The 23593-nt window shown below is 55.9% G+C and carries 21 protein-coding genes and 1 riboswitch; of the genes, 6 read left to right on the forward strand and 15 right to left on the reverse strand.

The window, feature by feature from the left end; all coding sequences use genetic code 11:
* Nucleotides 1-3: 3 nt before the first annotated feature.
* From IEX86_RS02775 to IEX86_RS02805, 7 genes are all read right to left on the reverse strand, one after another.
* Nucleotides 4-531 carry a retropepsin-like aspartic protease family protein gene (locus tag IEX86_RS02775; protein ID WP_188864524.1) on the reverse strand — a complete coding sequence of 176 codons (528 nt, stop codon included), beginning with the start codon at nt 529-531 and terminating at the stop codon, nt 4-6.
* Nucleotides 528-1517: an esterase-like activity of phytase family protein gene (locus IEX86_RS02780; RefSeq protein ID WP_188864525.1), complete on the reverse strand. Its 990-nt coding sequence runs from the start codon at nt 1515-1517 to the stop codon at nt 528-530. The genes IEX86_RS02775 and IEX86_RS02780 overlap by 4 nt, the downstream gene beginning before the upstream one ends.
* Complete coding sequence (parE, locus tag IEX86_RS02785; RefSeq protein WP_188864526.1) at nt 1514-3412, reverse strand: DNA topoisomerase IV subunit B; 1899 nt, start codon at nt 3410-3412, stop codon at nt 1514-1516. The genes IEX86_RS02780 and parE overlap by 4 nt, the downstream gene beginning before the upstream one ends.
* A gap of 5 nt (nt 3413-3417) precedes the next feature.
* Entirely contained in the window at nt 3418-4026 is a 609-nt protein-coding gene (locus IEX86_RS02790; RefSeq protein ID WP_188864527.1) for a YqiA/YcfP family alpha/beta fold hydrolase, read from the reverse strand.
* A gap of 68 nt (nt 4027-4094) precedes the next feature.
* A complete protein-coding gene (gene cpdA, locus IEX86_RS02795) occupies nt 4095-4910 on the reverse strand; it encodes a 3',5'-cyclic-AMP phosphodiesterase (RefSeq protein WP_188864528.1) in 816 nt (271 codons plus the stop codon).
* Between the two features lie 279 nt (nt 4911-5189).
* The gene (locus tag IEX86_RS02800; RefSeq protein ID WP_188864529.1) at nt 5190-5645 is read right to left on the reverse strand and encodes a DUF1249 domain-containing protein; all 456 of its coding nucleotides are present in this window, start codon (nt 5643-5645) and stop codon (nt 5190-5192) included.
* Nucleotides 5636-6256: an NUDIX domain-containing protein gene (locus IEX86_RS02805; protein ID WP_188864530.1), complete on the reverse strand. Its 621-nt coding sequence runs from the start codon at nt 6254-6256 to the stop codon at nt 5636-5638. The genes IEX86_RS02800 and IEX86_RS02805 overlap by 10 nt, the downstream gene beginning before the upstream one ends.
* Nucleotides 6257-6451: 195 nt before the next feature.
* Between IEX86_RS02805 and IEX86_RS02810 the strand changes: the two genes are divergently transcribed.
* Entirely contained in the window at nt 6452-7201 is a 750-nt protein-coding gene (locus IEX86_RS02810; protein WP_188864531.1) for an RsiV family protein, read from the forward strand.
* Between the two features lie 42 nt (nt 7202-7243).
* On the opposite strand, the gene cytX is transcribed toward IEX86_RS02810, so the two are convergent.
* Both cytX and thiC read right to left on the reverse strand, forming a co-directional pair.
* Nucleotides 7244-8515, reverse strand: coding sequence for a putative hydroxymethylpyrimidine transporter CytX (cytX, locus tag IEX86_RS02815; RefSeq protein WP_188864532.1), 1272 nt, complete (start codon nt 8513-8515; stop codon nt 7244-7246).
* 123 nt (nt 8516-8638) lie between these two features.
* Nucleotides 8639-10516 carry a phosphomethylpyrimidine synthase ThiC gene (thiC, locus tag IEX86_RS02820; protein WP_188864533.1) on the reverse strand — a complete coding sequence of 626 codons (1878 nt, stop codon included), beginning with the start codon at nt 10514-10516 and terminating at the stop codon, nt 8639-8641.
* Nucleotides 10517-10599: 83 nt separating this feature from the next.
* A riboswitch (TPP riboswitch) is annotated at nt 10600-10727 on the reverse strand.
* A gap of 117 nt (nt 10728-10844) precedes the next feature.
* Here thiC and IEX86_RS02825 point away from each other — a divergent pair.
* Nucleotides 10845-12305 (forward strand): TolC family outer membrane protein, encoded by a 1461-nt coding sequence (locus tag IEX86_RS02825; protein WP_188864534.1) that lies wholly within the window; start codon nt 10845-10847, stop codon nt 12303-12305.
* Here the strand turns inward: IEX86_RS02825 and waaA are convergent.
* On the reverse strand, nt 12294-13571 hold the full coding sequence (gene waaA / locus IEX86_RS02830) for a lipid IV(A) 3-deoxy-D-manno-octulosonic acid transferase (protein ID WP_188864535.1): 1278 nt from the start codon (nt 13569-13571) through the stop codon (nt 12294-12296). The genes IEX86_RS02825 and waaA overlap by 12 nt on opposite strands.
* Nucleotides 13572-13641: 70 nt before the next feature.
* The gene (locus tag IEX86_RS02835) at nt 13642-14526 is read right to left on the reverse strand and encodes a LysR family transcriptional regulator (RefSeq protein WP_188864536.1); all 885 of its coding nucleotides are present in this window, start codon (nt 14524-14526) and stop codon (nt 13642-13644) included.
* An 85-nt stretch (nt 14527-14611) separates the two neighbouring features.
* Here IEX86_RS02835 and IEX86_RS02840 point away from each other — a divergent pair, with 85 nt between their 5' ends.
* The 4 genes from IEX86_RS02840 (at nt 14612) to IEX86_RS02855 (ending at nt 17927) form a co-directional block, all read left to right on the forward strand.
* Complete coding sequence (locus IEX86_RS02840; protein WP_188864537.1) at nt 14612-14944, forward strand: DMT family transporter; 333 nt, start codon at nt 14612-14614, stop codon at nt 14942-14944.
* A gap of 66 nt (nt 14945-15010) precedes the next feature.
* Nucleotides 15011-16186: an NAD(P)/FAD-dependent oxidoreductase gene (locus IEX86_RS02845; protein ID WP_188864538.1), complete on the forward strand. Its 1176-nt coding sequence runs from the start codon at nt 15011-15013 to the stop codon at nt 16184-16186.
* A complete protein-coding gene (locus IEX86_RS02850) occupies nt 16177-16992 on the forward strand; it encodes an aldo/keto reductase (protein WP_188864777.1) in 816 nt (271 codons plus the stop codon). Before IEX86_RS02845 ends, IEX86_RS02850 begins: the two co-directional genes overlap by 10 nt.
* Before the next feature lie 41 nt (nt 16993-17033).
* A complete protein-coding gene (locus IEX86_RS02855) occupies nt 17034-17927 on the forward strand; it encodes a metal ABC transporter ATPase (RefSeq protein WP_188864539.1) in 894 nt (297 codons plus the stop codon).
* Between the two features lie 15 nt (nt 17928-17942).
* On the opposite strand, the gene hldE is transcribed toward IEX86_RS02855, so the two are convergent.
* From hldE to msbA, 4 genes are read right to left on the reverse strand one after another with little or no spacing between them, the layout of a single operon-like run.
* Entirely contained in the window at nt 17943-19370 is a 1428-nt protein-coding gene (hldE, locus tag IEX86_RS02860; protein ID WP_188864540.1) for a bifunctional D-glycero-beta-D-manno-heptose-7-phosphate kinase/D-glycero-beta-D-manno-heptose 1-phosphate adenylyltransferase HldE, read from the reverse strand.
* Nucleotides 19371-19419: 49 nt separating this feature from the next.
* The gene (locus tag IEX86_RS02865) at nt 19420-20868 is read right to left on the reverse strand and encodes a PIG-L deacetylase family protein (protein WP_188864541.1); all 1449 of its coding nucleotides are present in this window, start codon (nt 20866-20868) and stop codon (nt 19420-19422) included.
* Nucleotides 20868-21767 (reverse strand): GNAT family N-acetyltransferase, encoded by a 900-nt coding sequence (locus IEX86_RS02870; RefSeq protein WP_188864542.1) that lies wholly within the window; start codon nt 21765-21767, stop codon nt 20868-20870. Before IEX86_RS02870 ends, IEX86_RS02865 begins: the two co-directional genes overlap by 1 nt.
* Complete coding sequence (msbA, locus tag IEX86_RS02875; protein WP_188864778.1) at nt 21764-23593, reverse strand: lipid A export permease/ATP-binding protein MsbA; 1830 nt, start codon at nt 23591-23593, stop codon at nt 21764-21766. Before msbA ends, IEX86_RS02870 begins: the two co-directional genes overlap by 4 nt.

Consider the following 23593-nt stretch of genomic DNA (forward strand, 5'->3'; position numbering starts at 1 on the left):
GGATTACTCTTGTTTCATATACTGGCGCAGCAGCAATGTACCGCCGCGCTGGGTGAATTCAAGTTGGCGCAGGGCGCTCATACCGAGCAACACCTGATCGCCATCGATATTGGGCGCGACCAGTGCACGTACGTCGTGCAGCACAATATCGCCCAATCGAAGCTCATTAATACGTGTACGCCAGCCTTCGACACGACCATTGGCCGTACTCAACAAGACAGGGCCGCCATGGGGCAGCTTTAACGTAGCCGCCAACTCAGCCGACAGGGCAACATCGGTTGCACCTGTATCAACTATGAAAGTGACGTCTTTGCTATTTAATGCACCGTTGGCCACAAAGTGACCTGCACCGTTACCAGCCAGACTGACCTCGATATAACCATTGCCGTGTTGGGAAACAGGAACCCGATTGGGGTTCTGCCGCTGCATTTCGAAGTCGCCAAACCAGTGCGCTAGCAGCCATAACCCTATCCCCCACGCGAGGAAGAGCATGATGCGCCCGACGCGCTGGCCTGCCGTCTGGTTGCTCATGGCGCATCCCATCCAGCAGCAGGTGTAGCGTAATGCAGCACGTACGGCCGCTTATCGCCATCTTCACGCGCCAGATCGCCTGTATCCAGCCCAATCCAGGCGCCCCGCTCGTCTATCCAAAGTGCCTCAGCCAACCCCCAGTTCTGTCGATAATGCCTGACAGGCGCCAACAGCGTCTGCGCAAAGGACCAACAGCGCTCGGCAATACCGGACTGTGCACTGCGACGGCATACCTGGTGTGCGGCACGCTCCAGTGTAAAAAGTTTTCCGTGGTAATAGATCATGTCGGAAAAGTCGACCGGCAAGGGGCTGCGTTTCCCCAGGGCAGGCGGAATCGGCGTAGTACCACCTTCAGCAAACATGACACAGTTATTACGACAAACCCATTTATCCCCCTGCTTGAACAAGGTCAGGATTCCACGACGCTGTCGCTCTGCAGCAAGCCAGATCTGCTGACCATCGGGGCTTACGGAAATCCCTTCATAAATGGAATTGAACTGCGTGAGCAAACCATGACGGTTCGCTTGTGCCATCAGATTCCAGGGCAACTTCAACCAAGACTGTGAACCCTGCACAGGATCGAGCAATACTGCCGCATACCCTTCACTTACCAGGTAACGGTTGCCCGCATCGTCACAGGTAATTCCTTCGAAATCGACCGTTCCACCTCGCTTGTATTCTGCAATGCGAACGAATAGGCGCAGATTCCAAGGCAGGCCTGCAGAAGGCGGTGGACCAGCCGAGATCCGGTGAGCCTGGGCTTTCCAAACGCTGTCGCTCGAATCCAGGCGATAATATTGATCATCGTCGCGATCCGATACGGTCCAGAACTCACCCTTACACAGCGCCAGCCCAGATAAATTGCCGCCACGCATTCCTTCGACGGGATATTCCGCCTCCAGGCGCAGCTCCTCTGCAGCCTTGACCTGGCTCAAGCCAAGGCCTAGCAACAGTAGCAGGCCTAAGGCTTGCCACCGCTTGCTCAAACAAGTACCTCGGCCAGATTTCCCTTGCTCTCCAGCCAGCTTTTACGGTCACCGGAACGCTTTTTCGCCAGCAGCATATCCATCATTTCAAACGTGCCTGGAGCATCCTCCAGGGTAAGCTGCACCAGTCGGCGCGTATTGGGATCCATCGTGGTCTCGCGCAGCTGTAGCGGGTTCATCTCACCCAACCCCTTGAATCGAGTCACCTGTGGCTTGCCACGTTTTTTCTCTGCAGCAAGACGATCAAGGATGCCGTCTCGCTCAGCCTCATCCAGTGCATAGTAGACCTCTTTGCCCAGATCGACGCGGTATAGCGGAGGCATGGCAACATAGACATGTCCTGCCTCTACCAAGGGCCGGAAATGACGAACAAACAGGGCGCAAAGCAGTGTAGCGATGTGCAGACCGTCCGAGTCGGCATCTGCCAGAATGCAGATTTTTCCGTAACGCAACTGGGAAAGATCGGCTACACCCGGGTCAACGCCAATCGCAACGGCGATGTCGTGAACCTCCTGGCTACCCAGCACTTCGCCGCCGTCTACTTCCCACGTATTCAAGATCTTGCCGCGCAACGGCATGATCGCCTGGAATTCCTTGTTACGCGCCTGCTTGGCGCTGCCGCCTGCCGAGTCCCCTTCCACCAGGAACAATTCGCAGCGCAGCGGCTCCTGCCCAACGCAGTCAGCAAGTTTGCCGGGCAGTGCAGGGCCTTGAGTAATCTTCTTACGCTCAACCTTCTTCCCGGCCTTCAGACGACGGCCTGCATTATTGATGGCCAGCTCCGCTACTTGCAGCCCGAGCTCAGGGTTCGCATTGAGCCAAAGGCTAAAGGCATCCTTGACGACTCCCGACACGAATGCAGACGCCTCACGCGAGGACAGACGCTCTTTGGTCTGACCAGAAAACTGAGGCTCCTGCATCTTCATCGACAGGACAAAAGCAATACGATCCCAAATATCTTCGGGCGCAAGCTTAAGGCCTCGGGGCAACAGGTTGCGGAATTCACAGAATTCACGGATGGCGTCGAGCAGGCCTTGGCGCAAACCATTGACGTGCGTCCCGCCCTGGGCGGTAGGAATCAGATTGACGTAGCTCTCCTGAACCGACTCTCCACCCTCTGGCAACCACAATAAGGCCCAGTCAACGCCTTCCTTTTCAGAGGCCAGACTACCGAAGAATGGTGCTTCAGGCAGACGCAAGGTGTCGCCCACCGCATCGATCAAATAGGAGCGAAGGCCATCCTCGTAATGCCACTCGATCCGCTCACCACTGGACTTGTCCTCAAAGCTGACCGCAAGGCCGGGACAAAGAACGGCCTTGGCTTTGAGGATATGCTTCAGACGACTGACGGAGAACTTTGGTGAATCGAAGTATTTAGGGTCCGGCCAAAAGTGAACGCTGGTGCCGGTATTGCGCTTGCCTACGCTTCCTACTACAGCCAGCTCGCTGGCCTTAAAACCATCGGCAAATGCCATGGCATATTCGTTTCCATCGCGCTTGACCTTGATTTCAACACAGGTAGACAGTGCGTTCACTACCGAAATACCCACCCCGTGCAAGCCGCCGGAGAACTGGTAATTCTTGTTGGAAAATTTACCGCCAGCGTGAAGCTTGGTCAGAATCAGCTCGACGCCTGACACGCCCTCTTCCGGGTGGATGTCAACAGGCATTCCACGCCCATCGTCAAGTACCTCGAGGGAGTTATCCTCATGGAGGATGACCTGCACGCTACGGGCATGGCCAGCTAGCGCTTCGTCGACGCTGTTGTCGATGACTTCCTGCGCCAAATGATTGGGACGAGTCGTGTCGGTATACATGCCCGGGCGCTTGCGCACCGGATCCAGTCCGGACAGGACCTCGATAGCTTCTGCGGTATAGGCGTTTTGCTGGGCCATAATCTCTATTTGAAAGTCGAAAAATCGATGTCATGCCACAGGACGGGCGAGAAACCGGCAAAGGACAACAGCGAAGGCAGCTTTTCGGCGAAATGCTGGAAACCATGGTCTCCACCCGCCTCGATGCGCAACGCGCATCCTTGATAAAATGCCTGTGCGTCGCGATAGTCGAGAGTCTCGTCAGCCGTCTGCAGCCACACCTGGTAGCGGGAAGGATGCTGAGGTACTCCAACGTCAAGCGCCGCTAGCGCTTCAACATGAGCGTCCGTCAATACCCATTCCTCACCGCTGTAGTAGTTTTTCTGAGGCCCCCGGTAAGCGTCGATCAGACGCCAGGGGCGCACTGCCGGATTGACCAGTAAGGCTTTCAGGCCATAACGCTCGGCAAGAACCGTGGCATAGTAGCCGCCCAATGAACTGCCGACCAGTAAAGGCTGGTCCAAAGCGGCCAGGGATGTTTCAAGCTGAGACATGGCAATGACAGGGTCATGATGCAGATCAGGCACGCGCATGTACGCCTGCAGGCCAAGCCGCTGCATGCAGGCAGAAAGCTGGCGGGCCTTGAGAGAAGCCGACGAGCTATTGAATCCATGGATATACAGTACAGAAGGCACCGGCTAAACCTGTATAAATAACCAGTGCTATATTAACCTGTTTTGGACTCCGCTTGAAGACCTCTCAGTTAATAACCGCTGCCCTGGAAGTCCACATTGAAGTCCACATCGTCCACACGGGAGATTCCCGTCTCAATCGTACCGTCGGGTAGCAGCCTGAGCCAACGGTAACCGGGGCCCTGCGTGCCTACCTTGAAATCAATACTGTTCGGCTCGAACTGCAGCCCCGTTGAAGGCGATGCCAGAAGGCGTACACCATTACGTATCTGGTCAAACTCCTGATGGATATGCCCCCAAAGGATGACACGCACCTGGGAATACCGGTCAAGCACCTCAAACAGTGCCTCAGGGTTAAGAACACCTAACGGTTCCATCCACTGGCAGCCCACCTGGACCGGGTGATGGTGAAAGCACACCAGCACATGTCGATCAGGGGCTTCGCTTAACGCTTTTTCAAGCAGCTCAAGCTGTTCCTGATTGAACCGTCCGGGCACAGCACCATTGATGGTTGAATCCAGCATGATCAGACGCCACTCACCCATATCGAGTACGGGGTCCATAAGGTCTGTTCCGGCACAGAAGGCCTGCATCACCCTGACCTTGTCGTGGTTGCCCGGCAACCAACGAGCAGGCGCATCAAGGCACGCCGTAGCCTCCTTGAAGGATTGATAAGCCTCAGGTGTGCTCTCTTGTGCCAGGTCTCCGCTGGCTAATATCAGGTCTATCGTCGGCTGCTCGGCTCGTACGCGCTCTACGACCTGGTCCAGGCTATAGCGGGTGTCCAACCCCAACAGGCGCCCCTCGGAAGAGGAAAACAGGTGACTATCGGTAAGCTGGACCACAAGCGGTGCAGCGAGGAAATCTGGCGACGTAGCCAAAGCCATCTCCTTGAATCGCGGCGTCTACAACAAATCAGAGTGTAGAGAGTGCATGTAAGCGCATTTAACAGATGGTGCACAGTTCACACTTGTAACCGATGAACTGTATGCAGACCTCTGATTGACTACGTACTACATCACCTGGCGACAAAAGGTCGCTTTACGGTGGCAGACGACAGAGGCAGCACCAAACGAAAGGCTAGCATAAAGCCATCACTTACATGTCGATCCAGTGGCTGGTCTTTCTGTGGCGGCGAGACCCGCACGCCGGAGGACAAGCGGGAATCAGCGTTGCAGAATAGGCTCGGACTCGTGCCCACATGCCATACAGTGGCTCAACCATTCGCCTAGAAACAGATTCAGCTGTGTTTTCTCATCAGGATGGTTCATCAGCTCATTCGGATAGGGATAAATCGCCTGCAATCGTCGGGTCGGCCCCGCACTGATGACCTCCGCCATACGTGCATCATGGTAAACACGCACTTCAAGCTTGGGCGCAGGTAACCAAGGAAAGCCCAGTTCCTGGCTGACCTGCAACGTCGTTGTGTAAGGGCATGCCTCAGTCACTTCCAAGGCCAATATCCCCAGCAGTTTTTCTCCTTGAGAGAGCGCTACGCGACGGGAAATCAATGCCTCGCGCATCTTGGGGAGAAGCTGCATCAGTCGCATGTAGTTGGACTCGCACGTGGCCTGAAGCCCCGGCAAGTCAACTCGGTAGCGATCCCGCCCTTTCAAACCCATAAACCACGTACCTCGGCGCGATTGAGCGCCAGCCATTGCAAGGCAATCATTGCCGCTGCGTTATTGATTCTTCCCTTCTTGACCGCATCCAGCGCCTCCTCGAAAGGCATGACGTGGACACGAATGTCTTCCCCTTCTTCAGGCAGGCCATGCACACCACCAGCCCCTTCACTATCCACACGGGCCAGAAAGAGATGTACCAGCTCATCACTACCACCAGGGGAGGGGAAGTAAGTGGAGATGGGCCATAGCGATTGCAAGGTCAGACTGGCCTCTTCTTGCGCTTCGCGATGAGCGACCTCTTCAGGTATCTCATGGCTCTTGTCGATCAGCCCGGCTATCGGCTCAAGCAGCCAGGGATTGTCACTTTTATCGACGGCCCCGACCCTGAATTGCTCGACCAGCACCACCTTGTCCCGCTTGGGATCATAGGGCAGTACGCAGACTGCATCATGTCGCACAAACAGCTCACGGTTTAGCTGGCGACCCATTTCGCCGGAAAATAACCGATGCCGTAAATATAGACGGTCTACACGATAAAACCCTTTGAAACACTCTTCGCGACGCTCAATTTCAAAGTCGCCCGGGGCTGGCTTTATGTTCTCGCTCATCTAAGCCTCTTTAGACTTCAGTCAGGACAATCGCGCCATCCTAGCGTGCCCGCTTGAAGGATGCAGCCCCTTGGCACTACCGCCTGGAAGACGGGAAGATATGCGGATGACTAAACGGTTTGACGCCGAACTCATTGCACCGAATACACTCGAAGCACATCCTGAGCACCGCCCCTCTACCTACCAAGGAGCCCCATGCGACTGCCTAAACTACTTGTTATCGCCAGCGTGGCCATTTTATTGAGCGCCTGCCAAAGCCTTTTCAAACCTGACCTGAACGAGCCGCTCAAGCCCAAGCGTATTACCTGGGAGCACCGCCCGGCAGGATGTTCAGCCGCTGATTGTCCGTTGGTAAACATCGACACGTTGAAATTCGGCGATGAACATCTTAATGCCATCATCGAACAGGCTCTGTTGGAAAAAACCCAAACAGAGCCGGGAGCACCAGTAGCATCCTCGCTGAACGCTTATGAGCAGGAATTCCTGCGTAATGCGCAGCCACGCTGGAGCAGCTACCTCCAGGCCAACGTGCGCGAGCAGCATGACGCGCTGGTGATCATTGAACTGTCATCCTATCTGGATACAGGTGGTGCCCATGGCCAGCCGGGCCGCGGCATTCTTAACTATGATCGTCAGCAGAAGAAAGTACTGACACTTCAGGATATTCTGGTGCCAGGCCAGGAAAAAGCCTTCTGGGATATGGCCAAGACAGCCCATCAGGCTTGGTTGATTGCCAATAACCTAAAGGACGACAGCGCGTTCGAAAAAGAGTGGCCCTTCATCAAAACATCCAACATCGCGCTGGATTTTGGTGCTGTCACGCTAAAATATGATGTCACCAGCATTGCACCCTATTCCATGGGACATCCGCTCATCAAGATCCCCTACCCTCAGCTGAATGGCATTGTGCGCCCTGAGTACTTTCCAGGCCGCCGCGCTCAATAAACTCTGTTAGCCTGGCGGTTTAGGCCGCCAGGCTAACAGCCTTTATCGCGACATCAGCTTTCCTAACACCAGTTGAAACAAACCCGCCATGATCAATGCTGGCAGGGTTGCGCCTAACACTGGCCAGAATGCAGCTAGCAGATGGTAGATCGCCACACCGCAGCCCCATGCGATCAAGGTATCCCAGCGTAGCGTTGTCACAGCAACGTGATCGGCATGCTGAGTACGCAGAACGAAATGATCCACCAATACCACGCCAAAGAGCGGAGCGAATACCGAACCAATGAGCAGTAGAAACTGCTCGTATTCGGCCAGGGCGACCTGCCACGCAATCAGCGTACACAGGACACCGAACGCCAGCGACAAATGCTCAACCTTGAGTCGGACCAGAATGCCGGAAGACACAGCCGCCGAGTGGATAGCGGCAAATGTATTCTCCGACTCATCCAGCAAGATCAGCAATAAAGGTATCCCTATACCTGCGCCAGCCAAGGCCAACAACAGTGCATTGGCCTGACCTGCATCGGCAAAAGCCAAGGTGTAGGCCACGCCCAGCCCCATTAGCCAGAAGTTACCCAGGCAATACCCGATGGCTGTACCGCCAAATACACCAGCCTGCCCGCGGCCAAAACGAGCGTAGTCGGCAATCAGCGGCAACCAGGACAGCGGCATGGCGATAGCGATATCGAATCCAGCTGCAAAATTCAGCGTTCCATCACCAGGACGAGTCCACAGTTCAGCCAGATCTGCCTTGGAGAAGAAATTCCAGGTGAGCCAGATGCAGGCTGCCAGGAGTAGCCAAATGCCCCAGCGGCGCAGGATGCGACGAACGAAGGTAAGCGGGCCGGCAACCGCCAGAATTGTTACCAGCACACCGAATAGCAGCGTCCAGAACACTGGATTGGCCAGCCAGCCACCCGCCCCCAGGTAACGGTCTGTTAGCAGAAGGGCTGCATCGCGCATGACCACCAGCTCGAAGCTGCCCCACCCCACCAGCTGCAAGATGTTCAGTACAGCAGGAAGCGCTGCGCCGTAACGTCCAAGGTTCAGCTTGAGCGCCGACATGGCTGAAAGGCCGGTGCGGCTGCCGATGATCCCGGTAATGGCCAGGAGCAGAGAGCCGGCAACCGACCCACATAGAATCGTAAGCCAGCCCTGGGCAAGGCCCAGCCCGGGAGCCAGAAGCGCCCCGGTCTGGACCACCATGAGCCCAACGCTGAGCGAGAACCACAGAGAAAAGAAATCACGCCCGCCCAATACACGGCGTGCGTCAGGCACTACGATGTCGGGTGAATAGGTACTGGTCGTACTCACGATAAACGATATCTCGGATAATCAACGGTGACAGGCGCTTTCTTTCAATCGCCTGAAATATAAGGAGAAGCCGCGTCAGGGACGCGGCTTTAGTACAGACACTTTAAAGTGACAACCGTCGCCTTAGACCTGCTTGTAAATCACACCGCCCTCTTCCTTGAACCGTGCTGCCTGCTCCTGAAAGCCAGCCTCAATGGCCTTTTGCTCATCGGTCAATCCATTCTCCTTGGCGTAATCACGCACTTCCTGGGTGATCTTCATGGAGCAGAACTTGGGTCCGCACATGGAACAGAAGTGCGCCACCTTGGCCGAGTCCTTGGGCAGAGTCTCGTCGTGGAAAGCACGCGCCGTGTCCGGGTCCAGGCCCAGGTTAAACTGGTCTTCCCAGCGGAATTCAAAGCGCGCCTTGCTCAAGGCATTGTCGCGGATCTGCGCGCCGGGATGGCCCTTGGCAAGGTCGGCGGCGTGGGCAGCGATCTTATAGGTGATGATGCCGGTTTTGACATCATCCTTGTTGGGCAGGCCCAGGTGTTCCTTGGGCGTGACGTAGCACAGCATGGCACAGCCGAACCAGCCAATCATGGCGGCGCCGATGCCTGAGGTGATGTGGTCGTAACCGGGAGCGATGTCGGTGGTCAATGGCCCGAGTGTGTAGAAGGGCGCCTCGTCGCAGCACTCAAGCTGCTTGTCCATATTTTCCTTGATCAATTGCATCGGCACATGGCCGGGGCCTTCGATCATGCACTGGACGTCATGCTTCCAGGCCAGCTTGGTCAACTCACCCAGCGTCTCAAGCTCACCGAACTGGGCGGCGTCGTTGGCGTCGGCAATAGAGCCTGGGCGCAAGCCATCGCCCAGGGAGAAGCTGACATCGTAGGCCTTCATGATTTCGCAGATTTCTTCGAAATGCGTGTACAGGAAATTCTCTTGGTGATGCGCCAGGCACCACTTGGCCATGATGGAGCCGCCGCGCGAAACGATACCAGTCACGCGCTTGGCCGTCAGCGGGACATAGCGCAGCAGTACCCCTGCGTGAATGGTGAAGTAATCCACGCCCTGCTCGGCCTGCTCGATGAGCGTATCGCGGAAGATTTCCCAAGTCAGGTCCTCGGCTACGCCGCCAACCTTTTCCAGCGCCTGATAGATCGGAACCGTCCCGATCGGAACCGGGCTATTACGCAGAATCCACTCGCGCGTCTCGTGGATATGCTTGCCGGTGGACAGGTCCATTACCGTATCGGCGCCCCAGCGGATGCCCCAGGTCAATTTTTCCACTTCCTCCTCGATCGAGGAGCCAAGCGCACTGTTACCAATGTTGCCGTTGATCTTCACCAAGAAGTTGCGGCCGATAATCATCGGCTCCAGCTCGATATGGTTGATGTTCGCTGGAATGATCGCGCGGCCACGGGCCACTTCGTCCCGGACGAACTCTGCAGTAATCTCTTTTGGGATAGCAGCACCAAAGCTTTGTCCGCCGTGTTGCTGCGTCAAAAGACCCGCCTCCCGAGCTTCCTGGAGCTTCATGTTCTCGCGAATGGCGATATATTCCATTTCCGGCGTGATGATGCCTTTCCTGGCGTAATGCATCTGGCTGACGTTATGCCCGGCCTTGGCCCGGCGAGGTGTTCGGACATGCGCAAAACGCAAGGTATCGAGCGCAGAGTCATCCAGGCGAGCACGCCCGAACTCAGAGGAAAGCCCCGGTAGAATCTCGGTATCACCACGCTCATCGATCCAGCGCGAGCGAACATCCGGCAGTCCCTTGCGCAGATCAATGCGTACATCAGGGTCCGTATACGGACCCGAGGTGTCGTAGACAAATACCGGCGCATTCTTCTCTCCGCCAAAGGCGGTCGGTGTGTCAGCCAGGCTGATCTCACGAACGGGTACTCGAAGATCCGGCCGAGAGCCGGTCAGGTAGACTTTTCGGGAGTTCGGGAATGGCTGGGTGGACTGGCGATCAACCTGGGTAAAATCGGTGACATTGTTCTGCTTGTTCATCGAGGCTCTCCTGGTAGGCACGGTGCCGGGGAAGAACCTGATACACAGGAACAGGCGGGTGCCTGCAAGGTGGTCTGCTCGAGCGAACACGACCTCTTGTTCCCTACGCGGGTTGGTACGTCGCACGCGACGAGCCTAGCCCGATCAGGTTCAACGGGATCCGGGACTACCCGATCTCAGCGCTTCGTATGACGCACCCCGACAAGAACGTCTGCAGTGTAAACACAGAATGCGTTACCTGCCAGGAAACTTCGCCTCATATTTTCTCTCGTATGGGCGATACGGCTACACTCGCCGTACGACATGGAAAGCTATGCCAGGAAATCACATGCTGCGTATCGTTCTCTTTTCAACCCTGAGCTGTGCCTGCAGCCTGGTCATGGCCCAACCAGCGGAGCCAGTCACCACACAGAACGGTCTGGTTGCGGTTTATCAGGAAGCCCTTAGCAACAACTCCGATCTGGCGGCCGAACGGGCAGGTCTTGCCGCGCAGCGGGAAGCTATTCCGCAGGCCCGCGCAGGCCTGTTGCCGCAGCTCAGCCTGGGCGCTCAAGTCAATGACACCCATATGAGTCTTGGGCTGAAACAGAACGACACCTTAGGGATTGCGGAGGGGCGATATAAGAGTGATCGCAGCAGCCAAATGATCCAGGCCAACCTCAGCCAGCCGCTCTTTCGGGCAGGTCGCTGGTTTCAGCTCCAGGCGGCCAAGGCCGGTACGGAACAGGCTGAGTATCAGTTTTCAGCCGCCCAGCAGAATCTGATTCTACAAACGGCAGAAGGCTATTTCAGCGCCTTGCGTGCACAGGATGCCTTGGCAACAGCCAGGGCTGAGGAAGCAGCCCTCTTCCGCCAGCTTGACCAGACCCGCGAACGTTTCAAGGTTGGCCTGACTGATGAGACGGATGTGCTCCAGGCCCAGGCCAGTTATGACACAGCCAAGGCCAACAGCTCCCTGGCTTCGCGTAATGTTCAGGATGCTTTTCAGGGGCTGGTCCGTCTGACCAATCGGGAGTACAACGCGCTTGAAGGCATTCGCCATGACTTGCCTATTTTGCCGCCCATGCCCAATGACGCCAAGGCCTGGGTCGATCGGGCCGTAGCGCAGAACCTTCAGCTACTTGCTTCCAACTCAGCTGTAGACACCGCTCAGGAAACCCTGCGCCAGCGCAAGGCCGGACACCTGCCAACGGTGGATGCAGTGGCACGCTACCAGCGCGGCGATAATGACGCCTTCAACCTGCCCAATCCGGGCGTGGATATTTTTGACAGCCCCGTCAGCCAGCGCAGCATAGGTGTGCAGATCAATGTGCCTATCTATACCGGTGGATTGACCAGCTCCCAAGTACGCGAGGCCTATCAGCGCCTGGATCAGAGCGAGCAACAGCGCGAGAGTATGCGCCGTGAGGCGGTACAAAATACACGCAACTACCATCGCGCCATTAACACTGATGTTGAGCAGATTGCTGCACGCAAGCAAAACATTGCGTCCAGTCAACGCGCCCTGGAGGCTACCCAGATCGCCTATCAGGTGGGTACACGCAGCATTGTCGATGTACTCGATATACAGCGCCAGCTCTATAACGCCGTTCGTGAATACAACAATGCTCGCTATGACTATATCCTGGATAACCTGCGCCTGAAGCAGTCAGCCGGCATTCTGAGCCCGAACGACCTGCTTGAGCTGTCGCGCTATTTGAAACCCGACTACGATCCGGATCGCGACTTTCTACCTCCAGATCTGGCCAAACCCATCAGCGCGACGCAGCGGCCGTCGCTACGCCCCTGATGACTGCTCAAGCAGCCGATCCAAGCCATCCAGTAGGCGCTGTAAAGCGCCCTGGTTGGCTTTGAGCACAGCCAGTCCACCTTGTCGCATCTTCTCGGAGGCACCCTGATCGGTGAGTAGGCGCCGTAGCGCCTCAGCGATGCCTTCCGCATCACTCGCATCAAACAAGGCATGGGCATCCCGTAGTTGCGCAGCGATATCCAGGAAATTGAATACATGCGGCCCGGAGATAACCGGCTTACCCAAGGCTGCAGGCTCCAGAAGATTATGCCCGCCCCGCTCAATAAGGCTACCGCCCACAAACGCCACATCTGCAGTCGCGTACAAAAAGAGCAGCTCGCCCATCGTATCGCCCAGGTAAACGGCCGTATCGGGGCTAACCGGTTCGCTTTTTGAGCGGCGCGCAGTTATCAACGGATGCTGCTGGCAATGTCTGAATACGTCATCAAAGCGCTCTGGATGGCGCGGTACCACTATCATCAGCGCATCAGGCAGGTGTTTCAGCAACCGCTGATGGGCTGCCAGAAGAATTTCGTCCTCGCCGGCATGAGTACTGGCTGCAATCCATACGGGGCGAGTGCCCCACGTCTGTCGCAAGGCCTCCGCACGGCTGACAAGGGCCGGGTCGATAGTCAGGTCGAACTTGATGGACCCTGTTACGGTGACATGATCAGACCAAGCACCCAGCGAGATGAAGCGCTCAGCTTCCGCTGCCGTCTGAACGGCTATCCAATCCATGGACGACAGCATAGGGCGTGTCACGCCTTCCAGTCGGCCGTATCCTTTTGCCGAGCGCTCGGATAATCGGGCATTGGCCAGTGCTACCGGGATTCCGCGGCGGGAGCACTGATGGATATAGTTGGGCCAGAGTTCGGTTTCCATGATAACGGCCAATTTCGGCTGCACCCGATCAAGAAACCGGGCGGCCGCGTAAGGCGTGTCATAGGGCAGGTAACAATGCTGGACCTGATCTCCAAACAAGGCGCGGATTCGCTCTGAGCCGGTAGGCGTCATACAGGTCATGGTAATTGGCATACCGGGATGCCGATCAATCAACGCACGTACCATCGGCGCCGCAGCGATACTTTCCCCGACCGATACCGCATGTATCCAGATACCGCCAGGCCGCATGGACGGAAGGCCAAGGGCAAAACGCTCTGCCATCCGCTGACGGTAGAGCGGCGCCTTACGCGAGCGCAGCAGCAGTCGCAGGGCAATGAAAGGAAGAGCAGTATAGAAAAGCAGGCTATAAAGAGTTCTGTTCATGGCTGCGGAGCTTAGCCCGCTTTGCTTAGAAAGGCGATGGCGAAGCGCCCTCTTCGACGCTGGAGCGTACCTAACCAATAGCTTGCAACTGTTCGGCAAAATACTCACCCAGCCACTGCGCTGCCGGCCCCAGTGGCTCAGCACGCCGCCAAACCAACTCAACCACCAATGGGGGCGGCGTCCAATCGCTAACCAACTCTACTAGATGATTCAGGTAAGTTGGATAACGAGCCACATGGCGAGGTAACCACGCCCAGCCGATATCGCGCATAACCAGTTCGGCTGTTACGTAGAAACTATCAGCACGCCAGACTTGTGGACTGATCGGCTCGCCGCCAGGATAACCACTTTCATAGGGCGCAATGAGAATTTGACGGTGCTGAGCCAGTTGCTGGCGTGTAATACGAGCATGGTGGACCAGTGAATGACCGGCACCGCAGACGGTTACCATTTCTACAGTGCTTAACCGCCTGCGCTCCAAGGCATCTGGGATGTGCTCGTGATGAAACATGAGTCCTAGATCGGCTCGCCGATCTAGCAGCTTTCGCGCAACCTCTCCCTGGGCGCCACTGGCAAGCTGCACATCCAGAAAAGGATAGGTCGTAGCCAAGGCCTCAAGGCTGTCGATGATTGGCTGATACGGCATCGCTTCGTCATGGGCCAGCCGCAAGCGAGTCTCTTCGCCTCGGGTTAACCCTAACGCCCGGCTTTCGAGCCGCTCACAATGCCGCAATATCTGCCGAGCCTCATCAAGCAATGCACGGCCCGAATCAGTCAAACGAGGCTGCCGACCGCTGCTGCGCTCGAACAACAAAACGTTAAGGTCTGCTTCTAGCAAGGCAATGGCACTACTGACCGCCGACTGGGCACGCCCTAGCTGACGGGCAGCTGCTGAGAACGAACCTGTCTCGGCCACACTCACAAACAGACGGACCTGATCAAGATTCCACTGCACAACCTATCTCCTTGTTAGATAGGTAATAACTTTATCCCATCATAAGAAACACTAGACTAAGCATTTTTAATCAGGATGTTTTCGAATGATTGGCTATATCTATCTGGTTATCGCCATTGCGGCTGAAATTGTTGCTACAACAGCAATGAAGTCCTTGGATGGATTTAACAAACCGCTCCCTCTGGTGCTGGTTATTGTCGGCTACGCCATCGCCATCGGCCTTCTCTCACAAGTGGTCAAGATCATTCCAGTCGGTATTGCCTATGCCATCTGGTCAGGCATGGGCATCGTGCTGGTCAGCATTGCGGCTGCCGTGATTTACAAACAGACGCTTGATCTGGCTGCCATCCTTGGTATGGGACTCATCATCGCGGGCGTTGTGGTCATTCAGCTGTTTTCCAAAAGCACAGGGCATTGACCTGAGGACTACGTCTGCAATCGCCTCACGTTATACTGCACACCTGTTTCTGAAAGAGTCCTGCACATGAACCCAGCACTGAGCACCGATATTCTGATCGTCGGCGGAGGCATTGCCGGCCTGTGGCTTAACGCTCGCCTACGTCGCGCGGGCTTTGCCACAATCCTGATCGAATCGGGCACCCTGGGGGGCGGGCAAAGCATGAAATCCCAGGGCATTATTCATGGCGGAGCCAAATATGCGCTGCACGGTTCGCTGACAGGCGCGTCGGAAGCCATCTCAGAAATGCCCCGGCGCTGGCGTGATAGCCTGGCAGGTACGGGCGAACTGGACCTAACGGGTGTTCGTATTCTTTCAGAGGCTCACTACCTCTGGTCTCCTGGGACCCTGGCTGGCAACCTCACCAGCTTTTTCGCAAGCAAGGCCGTTCGTGGCCGGGTTGAGCCTGCCAAAGGCCAGGATCTACCGCCTGCCTTGCAGGATCGAGCGTTCAAAGGCAAGGCCTATCGCCTGGCAGAACTGGTGCTGGACGTGCCAAGCCTTATCAAACGCCTGGCAGAGCTGGCAGGTGACAGCATAATGAGTGGTCAGCGCCTGGAACCCATTCTGGAGAATAGCCAATTGGTCGGCTTGGCGGTGGACGGCCAACCTGTCCGCGCCCAGCGCGTGGTGCTAAGTTCAGGCGCAGGCACCGAGGCCTTATTGCGTGACCTGGGGCTTGAGCAGCCCGCTATGCAGCGTCGCCCATTGCATATGGTGCTGGTCAAGGCGCCGACGCTCAAGCCGCTCTACGCGCACTGCCTGGGTGGAGGGCCAAAGCCTCGTATCACCGTGACTACACACCCTTCCGCCGATGGTCAGTGGGTCTGGTACCTGGGAGGAGAATTGGCCGAGGCCGAAGGCGTAGCAAGATCAGAGAATGAGCAGATTGCGGTGGCTCGTCATGAGCTGGAAAAACTATTGCCCTGGATAGACCTCTCTCAGGCACGATGGGCCACATTACGGGTCGATCGGGCAGAGCCGGCCCAATCCAGCATGGCTCGCCCGGACAACGCCTTTCTGGCCGAGCATGGAAATCTTCTAGTCGGCTGGCCTACCAAACTCGCCTTGGCACCTGATTTTTCTGATCGGGTGTTTGCGATCCTTGATCGAGAAAAGGTTAGTCCCGGTATACATCCCGTTCTACCGCCGCATCCTCAGCCCTTAATGGGTACTCCAGTCTGGGACACTCTATTACCATGAAAACCCTGCACGATCTCCACCGTCCTCTGGGCGCAACCGGGCTCATGGTTTCACCCCTCGGGCTTGGTACCGTCAAGCTGGGGCGTGATCAAGGGGTGAAATACCCGAGCGGCTTTACGATTCCCGACGACCGCGATGCCGCTAATCTGCTGGCACTGGCACAGGAGCTTGGAATCAACCTTATCGATACTGCTCCCGCCTATGGCCACAGCGAAGAACGTTTGGGCAAATTGCTTAGAGGTCAGCGGGACAACTGGATCATCGTTAGCAAAGTTGGAGAAGAGTTTGAGTCGGGCCAGTCACGGCACGACTTTAGCCCCCAGCACACCCGCTTCTCCGTCGAGCGCAGCCTGAAGCTGCTAGGCACAGACTGTATTGACCTGGTGCTAGTACACTCTGACGGGCAGGATGTCGAGATTCTGAAAGATACCGGCGTCTATGAGACTCTTGACGCACTCAAACGTGAGGGGGCTATTCGTGCCTTTGGCCTTTCCGGCAAGACCGTAGAGGGTGGTCTGCTGGCGCTCGATAAAGGCGACTGTGCCATGGTGACATACAACCTGAATGAGCAGAGCGAGCGGCAGGTCATCGATCATGCCGCTACTCTTGGCAAAGCCATCCTGATCAAAAAAGCACTGGCCAGCGGGCACGTCTGTCTGGATAGCGGCGTTGATCCCGTCCAGGCCAGTTTTGAATTGGTGTTCGGTCACCCCGGGGTTGCCAGCGCCATCATCGGAACCATCAATCCGCTACACCTGTCGCATAATGTCCGTGTTGCTGTTAGCGTGATCCAGTCCAGGCGTTAGAGCACACGTGGCATCCATGATAATAATTTCAGGAGTCTGCCATGCCCCAACTTATTGCGCGTCAGAATCCAAAGGCATTCAAGACCCTGCCGCTGCTGGTCGAAGGCAGCCCGGAAAAGCTGACCTATCAGGCGCTTGGCCAACCCCTGAACTTCAATGAAGTGCTGGAGCGCCGCCGCCCTATTAGCGTCGAGAATAATCAACACTTTTCACTTGAACTGGCGAACCTGGGTGTTTCGGTCAGAATCACTTTGAACTGGCAAGGACATGACCATTGGCTACTGGTCCGCCAGAAACGGGTCGATCGTGGTGATACAGTACTGAAACTGATATCCGGTTATGTTCCTGCACATGAACTCAATCTTCCACTTCTCACGGCCGTTCAGGAAGTAGCTGAAGAGTGCCTGTTCGAAACTTCAGAAGGTTGGCTACAGGGCCGCTTTACTGACACCTGGTTGCCTACACCCTATGAGGGAGCGTTGAAATACCGGGAAAATGGTCATTTTACGCTGACCCCTCGTACCGGTGCCGCACGTCCCGTCCACTGTGGCAGCCTCGCCCTGATCGAGCGGCCACGCGCCTACATACATACGCCTACCGCCTCGCTGCAGTTGATCTATGACATGCAGATGGAACTACCCAAGGATATTCGGACGCCTAGCCTTTATCATGTAGATGACAAGGTGGAGGATGGACAGCTGATTGCACGTCTGGATAGACGCCGCCCGGACATCTACCTGCTGGCCGTTGACCAGGGACGCCCCACTGGCGAGCTGTTTACTCTTTATGAAGGGCAACGCCAATCTGTAAGCACGCGGGGACTTTGGCTCTCAGAAAGCTTTGCTGAACAGGATGGCTGGCTCGTGCACGAAGAGCGGATACGCTGGCAGGATTGGTTGAATCGCCTGGGCGCAACCAAGGAAAAGGCGTCCTGATGGACGCCCCTTTTATCAGGAGTTTCCGCGAATTCGTTCAACAATCGCTGTTGTTGAACTGTTTTCCACGACGCCCAACACCTTGACCTCGCCACCATAGGCTTGGACTAACGGCGCTCCGACTACTTCATCAACACTTTTGTAGTCGCCGCCCTTTACCAGCACATCGGGCTTTACCTGCTTGAGCAACTCTTCAGGCGTACCCTCGCTAAAAGGGATCACCCAATCCACCGCACCCAAACCCGCCAATACAGCCATTCGGCGGTCAACGGTATTAATAGGGCGGCCCGGTCCTTTCAAGCGAGTGACAGACGCATCATCGTTCACGGCAACGATCAAGCGATCCCCTAGCGCTCGCGCCTGCTCAAGGTAGGCAACATGGCCAGCGTGGAGAATATCGAAACAACCATTGGTAAAAACGATTTTCTCACCATGAGCCCGTGCATCTTCGATGGCGACCTGTAATTGCTCAAGCGCCAACACACCTCGCTCCGACCCCTCCTCTCGCTGTACTGCCCGCCGAAGCTCTGGGGCACTGATCGCAGCGGTACCCAACTTGCCTACAACGATACCCGCGGCAAGGTTTGCTAGAGCAACTGCATTGTGCAGTTCCTCCCCGGCAGCCAGAGCAGCTGCCAACGTCGAGATAACGGTATCTCCGGCACCGGTCACGTCAAAGACCTCTCGGGCGCGGGCCGGCAGATGGAATGGCTGCTGATCAGGCCGCAGCAAGGTCATTCCATTTTCACCACGCGTTACCAGAAGCGCACCCAGATCCAGGTCAGCAATTAACTTGCAGCCTTTAGCGACCAAGTCCGCTTCGTCACTGCAAGGGCCTACAATCGCCTCGAATTCGGCAAGGTTGGGCGTGATCAGGCTTGCGCCTCGGTAAATCGAAAAGTCCTTACCTTTGGGGTCCGCCAGTACCGGAATATTACGGGCACGGGCCAGTTGGATCAGGTCCTGATGATTTCTGAGCGCACCTTTACCATAATCGGAAAGGACCAGTACCTTTACACCCGCCAGCATGGAGCGTGTATCCGCTGCCAGCGCTTGAGTATCGGTCTTGAACGATTCCTCAAAATCGATGCGCAACAGTTGCTGGTGACGGCTCATGATCCGCAGCTTGACGATAGTCGGCTGCCCTGCGATGCGCTGGAAACGCGCCTCAACCTTAGCGGCTTTCAGGCTGTCAGCCAGCGCATCCGCCGCCTCGTCCTGCCCTGTTACGCCCACAAGGTAAGCCGGGGCCCCCAAGGCTGCAATATTGAGCGCCACGTTGGCTGCGCCACCCGGACGGTCCTCATTCTGGTCAACGCGTACAACCGGCACAGGTGCCTCAGGCGAGATCCGGGACGTCGCGCCATGCCAATAACGATCGAGCATGACATCACCGACCACGAGTACGGGAGCTTGATCAAAACGGGGCATGGTCAGCTTCATGGAAAGACTCCAAACGTCAAAACGGCGGCGATGATAGCACAGGGTTAAATCAGTCCCTGATCGGCTCACGCCTCAGATCTTTTACGAAAAAGAGTTCATGGCGGCGAACCGCCTTGCGGAAGAATTCATCCTCCCCTGTCGCGGGCCATCGACGCCCCGTCAGGACTGACTGTAACAGACGACGCAGGCGCTTCTTGAGTGGCAAGGGAATCAACAAATCATGCTGCATCCCCAGCGCCATAGCCTTATCGATCTGGGTTTGTGTACTTAGCACAGGACTCCAGACAGGCAACGCCGGCAGGGGCTCGATAGCTGGGGGCAAAGCAATACCGCTGCCAGCAGGCCCCATTGGCCAGCGATCATTGTCATGTAAATGGTTCGCGTACAGCAGCGCTGTTTGTGGCTGCCATGCACTTTGCCGGATAGCCTCTTCTACAGCCCCAGCGGCCTGGACATGGTCGGCATGAGGGTCCAACTGTGGATGAGGAAAGACCATCACGTCCGGCTGGAAATGCTCGATCAGTGCAACCAGATCAGCCGTCAGGTTATTCCAGGAGGGTTGCCCATCGATATCGCCAGGAAGGCGCAGCGGATTAAAGTGCCGCACCGGGCGGATATCCATGTCGCCTGAATCACGCGAACCAAATGCCTGATCTGGCGCAGCATGCATAGCGGGCAGTTGCAGACAAAAATACCCTAGCTGGACGCAATGGGTCATGGGCACGCCGCCCCATAGCGGTACAGCCAAGCTATCCCACATTCGCAAGCGCCCTTTGAGACGAGCCGCCTCTGCCGTACTGAGGCCCAGTCGCTCATAGTGCTCGGCCTCGATCTCCCCTTGTGTCAGGGTAACAATAGATGTTTCGGCACAACGGCTATAAAGACCAAATGCAGCCAATTCAGCATCGTCTGCATGGGGTGCAATAACCATTACACGCTTGGAGGCATAGTCTGAATTGGAAAACCCATACAGTGTTGCAGGGCCTACTACACGGCAAAAACGTCCGCGGACCTGCAGGTTTCCCTCACGCAAAGCCTCGGCAAAACCTGACAGGTTAAGATAACGGCGACCCTTGACGCCCCGCTCGAAATCCTGACGATCTTCTCCGCTATCAGTACGGATCACTACGTAAGGGTCAAACAGGCGGCCCCAAAAGGCTGCCTTGACCTCACACTCCAATATCAAGGTTTGTATATCGGCTGAAAGCTCATGACCATTCAGCCTTAAAGCATCACTTGTAATCTCTACTGGTAAACGTATGCACGCTTCTGGAAAGTCGTAACGATAGTCATCATGAGGTGCATAAAAGAGATGATCGGCAAACCAGGCCTCATGGATTACCCAGACGCCAATAACTGCTAGCGGCACCAGCCACCACGGCAGTAGATGTGCAAACGACCCGCCAAGCAGTGCAAGTAGAAACAGCGCAACGATACCTAATGCGACTCGTTTGTTACGCCGGTGCTGCTTGAGCAGCCTTTGCTTACGCGCGCTCATTACTTCACCTCATGGACCGGTACTCGATTGCACCAGCGATCCTTGTATTCACGGTCAGCACGCCCGAACGAAAAGCGCAGGTCCTTACCCAGTGCACGTGCCTCCTCCCAGGCTGCTTGAGTATTAAGAAAGCTCAGCACGCTCCCAGGACTGAAATCACGACTCTCCGGAGCTACACCACCATTGACATACTCGATACTGATCCACCGAGGTGATTCGACCCGGTAAAGCACCTGGATAGCGGCTGGCGCATCTTCCAGAAAGATAACCGAGCCCATCATGAATTCTCGCAAAAGCGAAAAGACGTCGGTCAGGTGAGACTTGGCAGGTACTTCGAATGCCCAACGGCGCTCGAACAGATCAGCATAAAAAGTGGCCAACTCTGCCGGCGTAAACTCACTGACAGGCCGAACCTGTCCGCCTGCCTCTTCCAGCAAGCGTAGTTCGCGACGCTGGTTGTAACGAAACTTCTTTGACAGGTCTTCCGGTGCACGCGCAATTGCCAGGCATTCCTTTTGCTGCCGTGCGGTGGAAACATGCGCGGCACTCAGCGAGGACAAATAGCGGACCTGCTGACGCAACGGAGCTTGAACGCCCTCTTGAGCAGGCAGGATGACCTCAGCATTACCCAGGTCAAAGTAGTCACGCTTACCCTTGCGCTTGAGTACGTCTCGGGAAAGCGCGATATGCCCATCCCAGCATGGGACAGCCATCTGTAGCTCACCCGCCGAGGGCCACCCCAGATAGCGAACCGGAAGGCCAACCAGGTTAGACAAACGCGCTACAACTTCTGGATGAGTGGCGACACTACCTCCCCACGTTTGCCACGCCCGGGCATAGGCAGGTGCATCAATCTCTACCCAGCCCCGCTCACGCCACGCTCTAAACAACCCCATCATGAAACGTGTGTGCCTTCTTCATCAAGTGTCGTTGCGCCCTTTTCGACCTGACTGTTATGCAGGCGTGCGTAGTAGCCATTTTGTGATAAAAGTTCGGCATGCGTGCCACGCTCGACGATCCGCCCCTGATCCATTACTAGAATGAGATCAGCCTTTTCAATGGTACTCAGGCGATGCGCAATCACCAGGGTAGTTCGGCCAGTCATAACCCTATCCAGAGCAGCCTGAATGTGCCGCTCGGACTCGGTATCCAATGCTGACGTGGCTTCATCCAGAATCAGCAGCGGCGCGTTCTTTAAAAGGGCTCGTGCAATGGCCAGACGCTGACGCTGACCGCCTGAAAGCAATACACCATTCTCACCCACCAGCGTTTCGTAGCCTTCAGGCAAACGCTGGATGAATTCGTCGGCATAAGCGGCCTTGGACGCTTCCAGCACTTCTTCAAACGGTGCGCCAGCCAGATCACCGTAGGCGATATTGTTGGTGACTGTATCGTTGAACAGCGTGACCTGCTGTGTGACCAAGGCAATATGGCGACGCAGATTAGGTAGACGATAACGCTGGATATCCAGATCATCCAGCAGGATTTGGCCCTGTGTATGCTGATAGAAACGAGGGATCAGGTTAGCTAGCGTTGACTTACCGCTACCCGAGCGCCCTACCAGCGCTACCATCTGCCCAGGTTCAGCTACAAAGGAGATATCTTCTAGAACCGGCTTTTCGGTGCCGGGATAGGTAAAGTTCAAATGCCGAACCTCTAGTCGGCCTTGGGCTCGGGCTCGCTCTTCGGTTCCTTCGTCCACTTCCGGAACTGCATCCAGCTGCTCAAAGATACTTTCAGCACCTGCGACACCACGCTGGATGGTCGAGCTCACCTCGGATAGTTGACGAATAGGCTTGGGCAACAAACCTGCCATCGTTATGTAGGCCACAAGGTCACCGGCCGATGAGTCACCACGAAGATAGAGCACCAGGAACATCAAGGCGGCCATGGCCGTGTAAATCAGCAATTGCAACATTGGTGTGTAGACCGCACCGGTTTTGTTCATGTTGAGCTGCTTCTGAGTGTTACTTTCGCTGGCTTCACAGAACCGTTTACGCTCGTATTCCTCACCACCAAAGCTGCGTACAACACGGTAGCCCTGAATCGCCTCGGACGTTACATGAGTAACATCGCCCATGGCTGTCTGGATCTTCTTGCTCTGCTTACGAAACTTGCGGCTGGCCGACGTCACCATCATGGCAATAATGGGCAGAATGGCTATCATCACCAACGTTAGCTTCCAGTTCATCCAGAGCAGGGAAGCAAACAGGAAAATCACCGTCATGCCTTCGCGAAACACTACCTTGATCGCGTCAGTCGCCGCGCCAGTCACCATGGTGACGTTGAAGGTAATGCGGGAGATCAGATGGCCTGAGTTATTGGCATCAAAATACCGGTTGGGTAAGACGAGTAGATGATTGAACAGTGCCACGCGAAGGTCATGAACCAGCCCTAGCGAGACCTTTGCAATAAAGTAATTGCCCAGGAATGAACCAACACCCTGCCAGACCGCAATCAGGATGATGAGAAGCGGAACGGCCTGTAATAGATGAAGCTCACCGATAACAGGCCAACCAGGAAACATCGAGGCATTAGGGTTATTCAGACCATCGACGAAGTACTTGAGGATGCCAGCCAGCATGGGCTGGGTCGAGGCAAATATTAGAAAGCCTACGATACTGAGAGCAAACTGTCCGATATAAGGACGCACATAGCCCAAAAGGCGCAGATAGATTTTGAGACTTGAATGTTCTGCACGCGGGGACGTAGAAGTCGTCTGCAT

The organism is Pseudomonas asuensis (assembly GCF_014646755.1).
GTDB classification, from domain to species: Bacteria; Pseudomonadota; Gammaproteobacteria; order Pseudomonadales; family Pseudomonadaceae; genus Chryseomonas; species Chryseomonas asuensis.

Coding starts and splice junctions, on each gene's coding strand:
- IEX86_RS02775 (WP_188864524.1), bottom strand. CDS start 531: ATGAGCAACCAGACGGCAGGCCAGCGCGTCGGGCGCATCATGCTCTTC.
- parE (WP_188864526.1), bottom strand. CDS start 3,412: ATGGCCCAGCAAAACGCCTATACCGCAGAAGCTATCGAGGTCCTGTCC.
- cpdA (WP_188864528.1), bottom strand. CDS start 4,910: ATGGCTTTGGCTACGTCGCCAGATTTCCTCGCTGCACCGCTTGTGGTC.
- IEX86_RS02800 (WP_188864529.1), bottom strand. CDS start 5,645: ATGGGTTTGAAAGGGCGGGATCGCTACCGAGTTGACTTGCCGGGGCTT.
- IEX86_RS02805 (WP_188864530.1), bottom strand. CDS start 6,256: ATGAGCGAGAACATAAAGCCAGCCCCGGGCGACTTTGAAATTGAGCGT.
- IEX86_RS02810 (WP_188864531.1), top strand. CDS start 6,452: ATGCGACTGCCTAAACTACTTGTTATCGCCAGCGTGGCCATTTTATTG.
- thiC (WP_188864533.1), bottom strand. CDS start 10,516: ATGAACAAGCAGAACAATGTCACCGATTTTACCCAGGTTGATCGCCAG.
- IEX86_RS02825 (WP_188864534.1), top strand. CDS start 10,845: ATGCTGCGTATCGTTCTCTTTTCAACCCTGAGCTGTGCCTGCAGCCTG.
- waaA (WP_188864535.1), bottom strand. CDS start 13,571: ATGAACAGAACTCTTTATAGCCTGCTTTTCTATACTGCTCTTCCTTTC.
- IEX86_RS02840 (WP_188864537.1), top strand. CDS start 14,612: ATGATTGGCTATATCTATCTGGTTATCGCCATTGCGGCTGAAATTGTT.
- IEX86_RS02845 (WP_188864538.1), top strand. CDS start 15,011: ATGAACCCAGCACTGAGCACCGATATTCTGATCGTCGGCGGAGGCATT.
- IEX86_RS02855 (WP_188864539.1), top strand. CDS start 17,034: ATGCCCCAACTTATTGCGCGTCAGAATCCAAAGGCATTCAAGACCCTG.
- hldE (WP_188864540.1), bottom strand. CDS start 19,370: ATGAAGCTGACCATGCCCCGTTTTGATCAAGCTCCCGTACTCGTGGTC.
- IEX86_RS02865 (WP_188864541.1), bottom strand. CDS start 20,868: ATGAGCGCGCGTAAGCAAAGGCTGCTCAAGCAGCACCGGCGTAACAAA.
- IEX86_RS02870 (WP_188864542.1), bottom strand. CDS start 21,767: ATGATGGGGTTGTTTAGAGCGTGGCGTGAGCGGGGCTGGGTAGAGATT.
- msbA (WP_188864778.1), bottom strand. CDS start 23,593: ATGCAGACGACTTCTACGTCCCCGCGTGCAGAACATTCAAGTCTCAAA.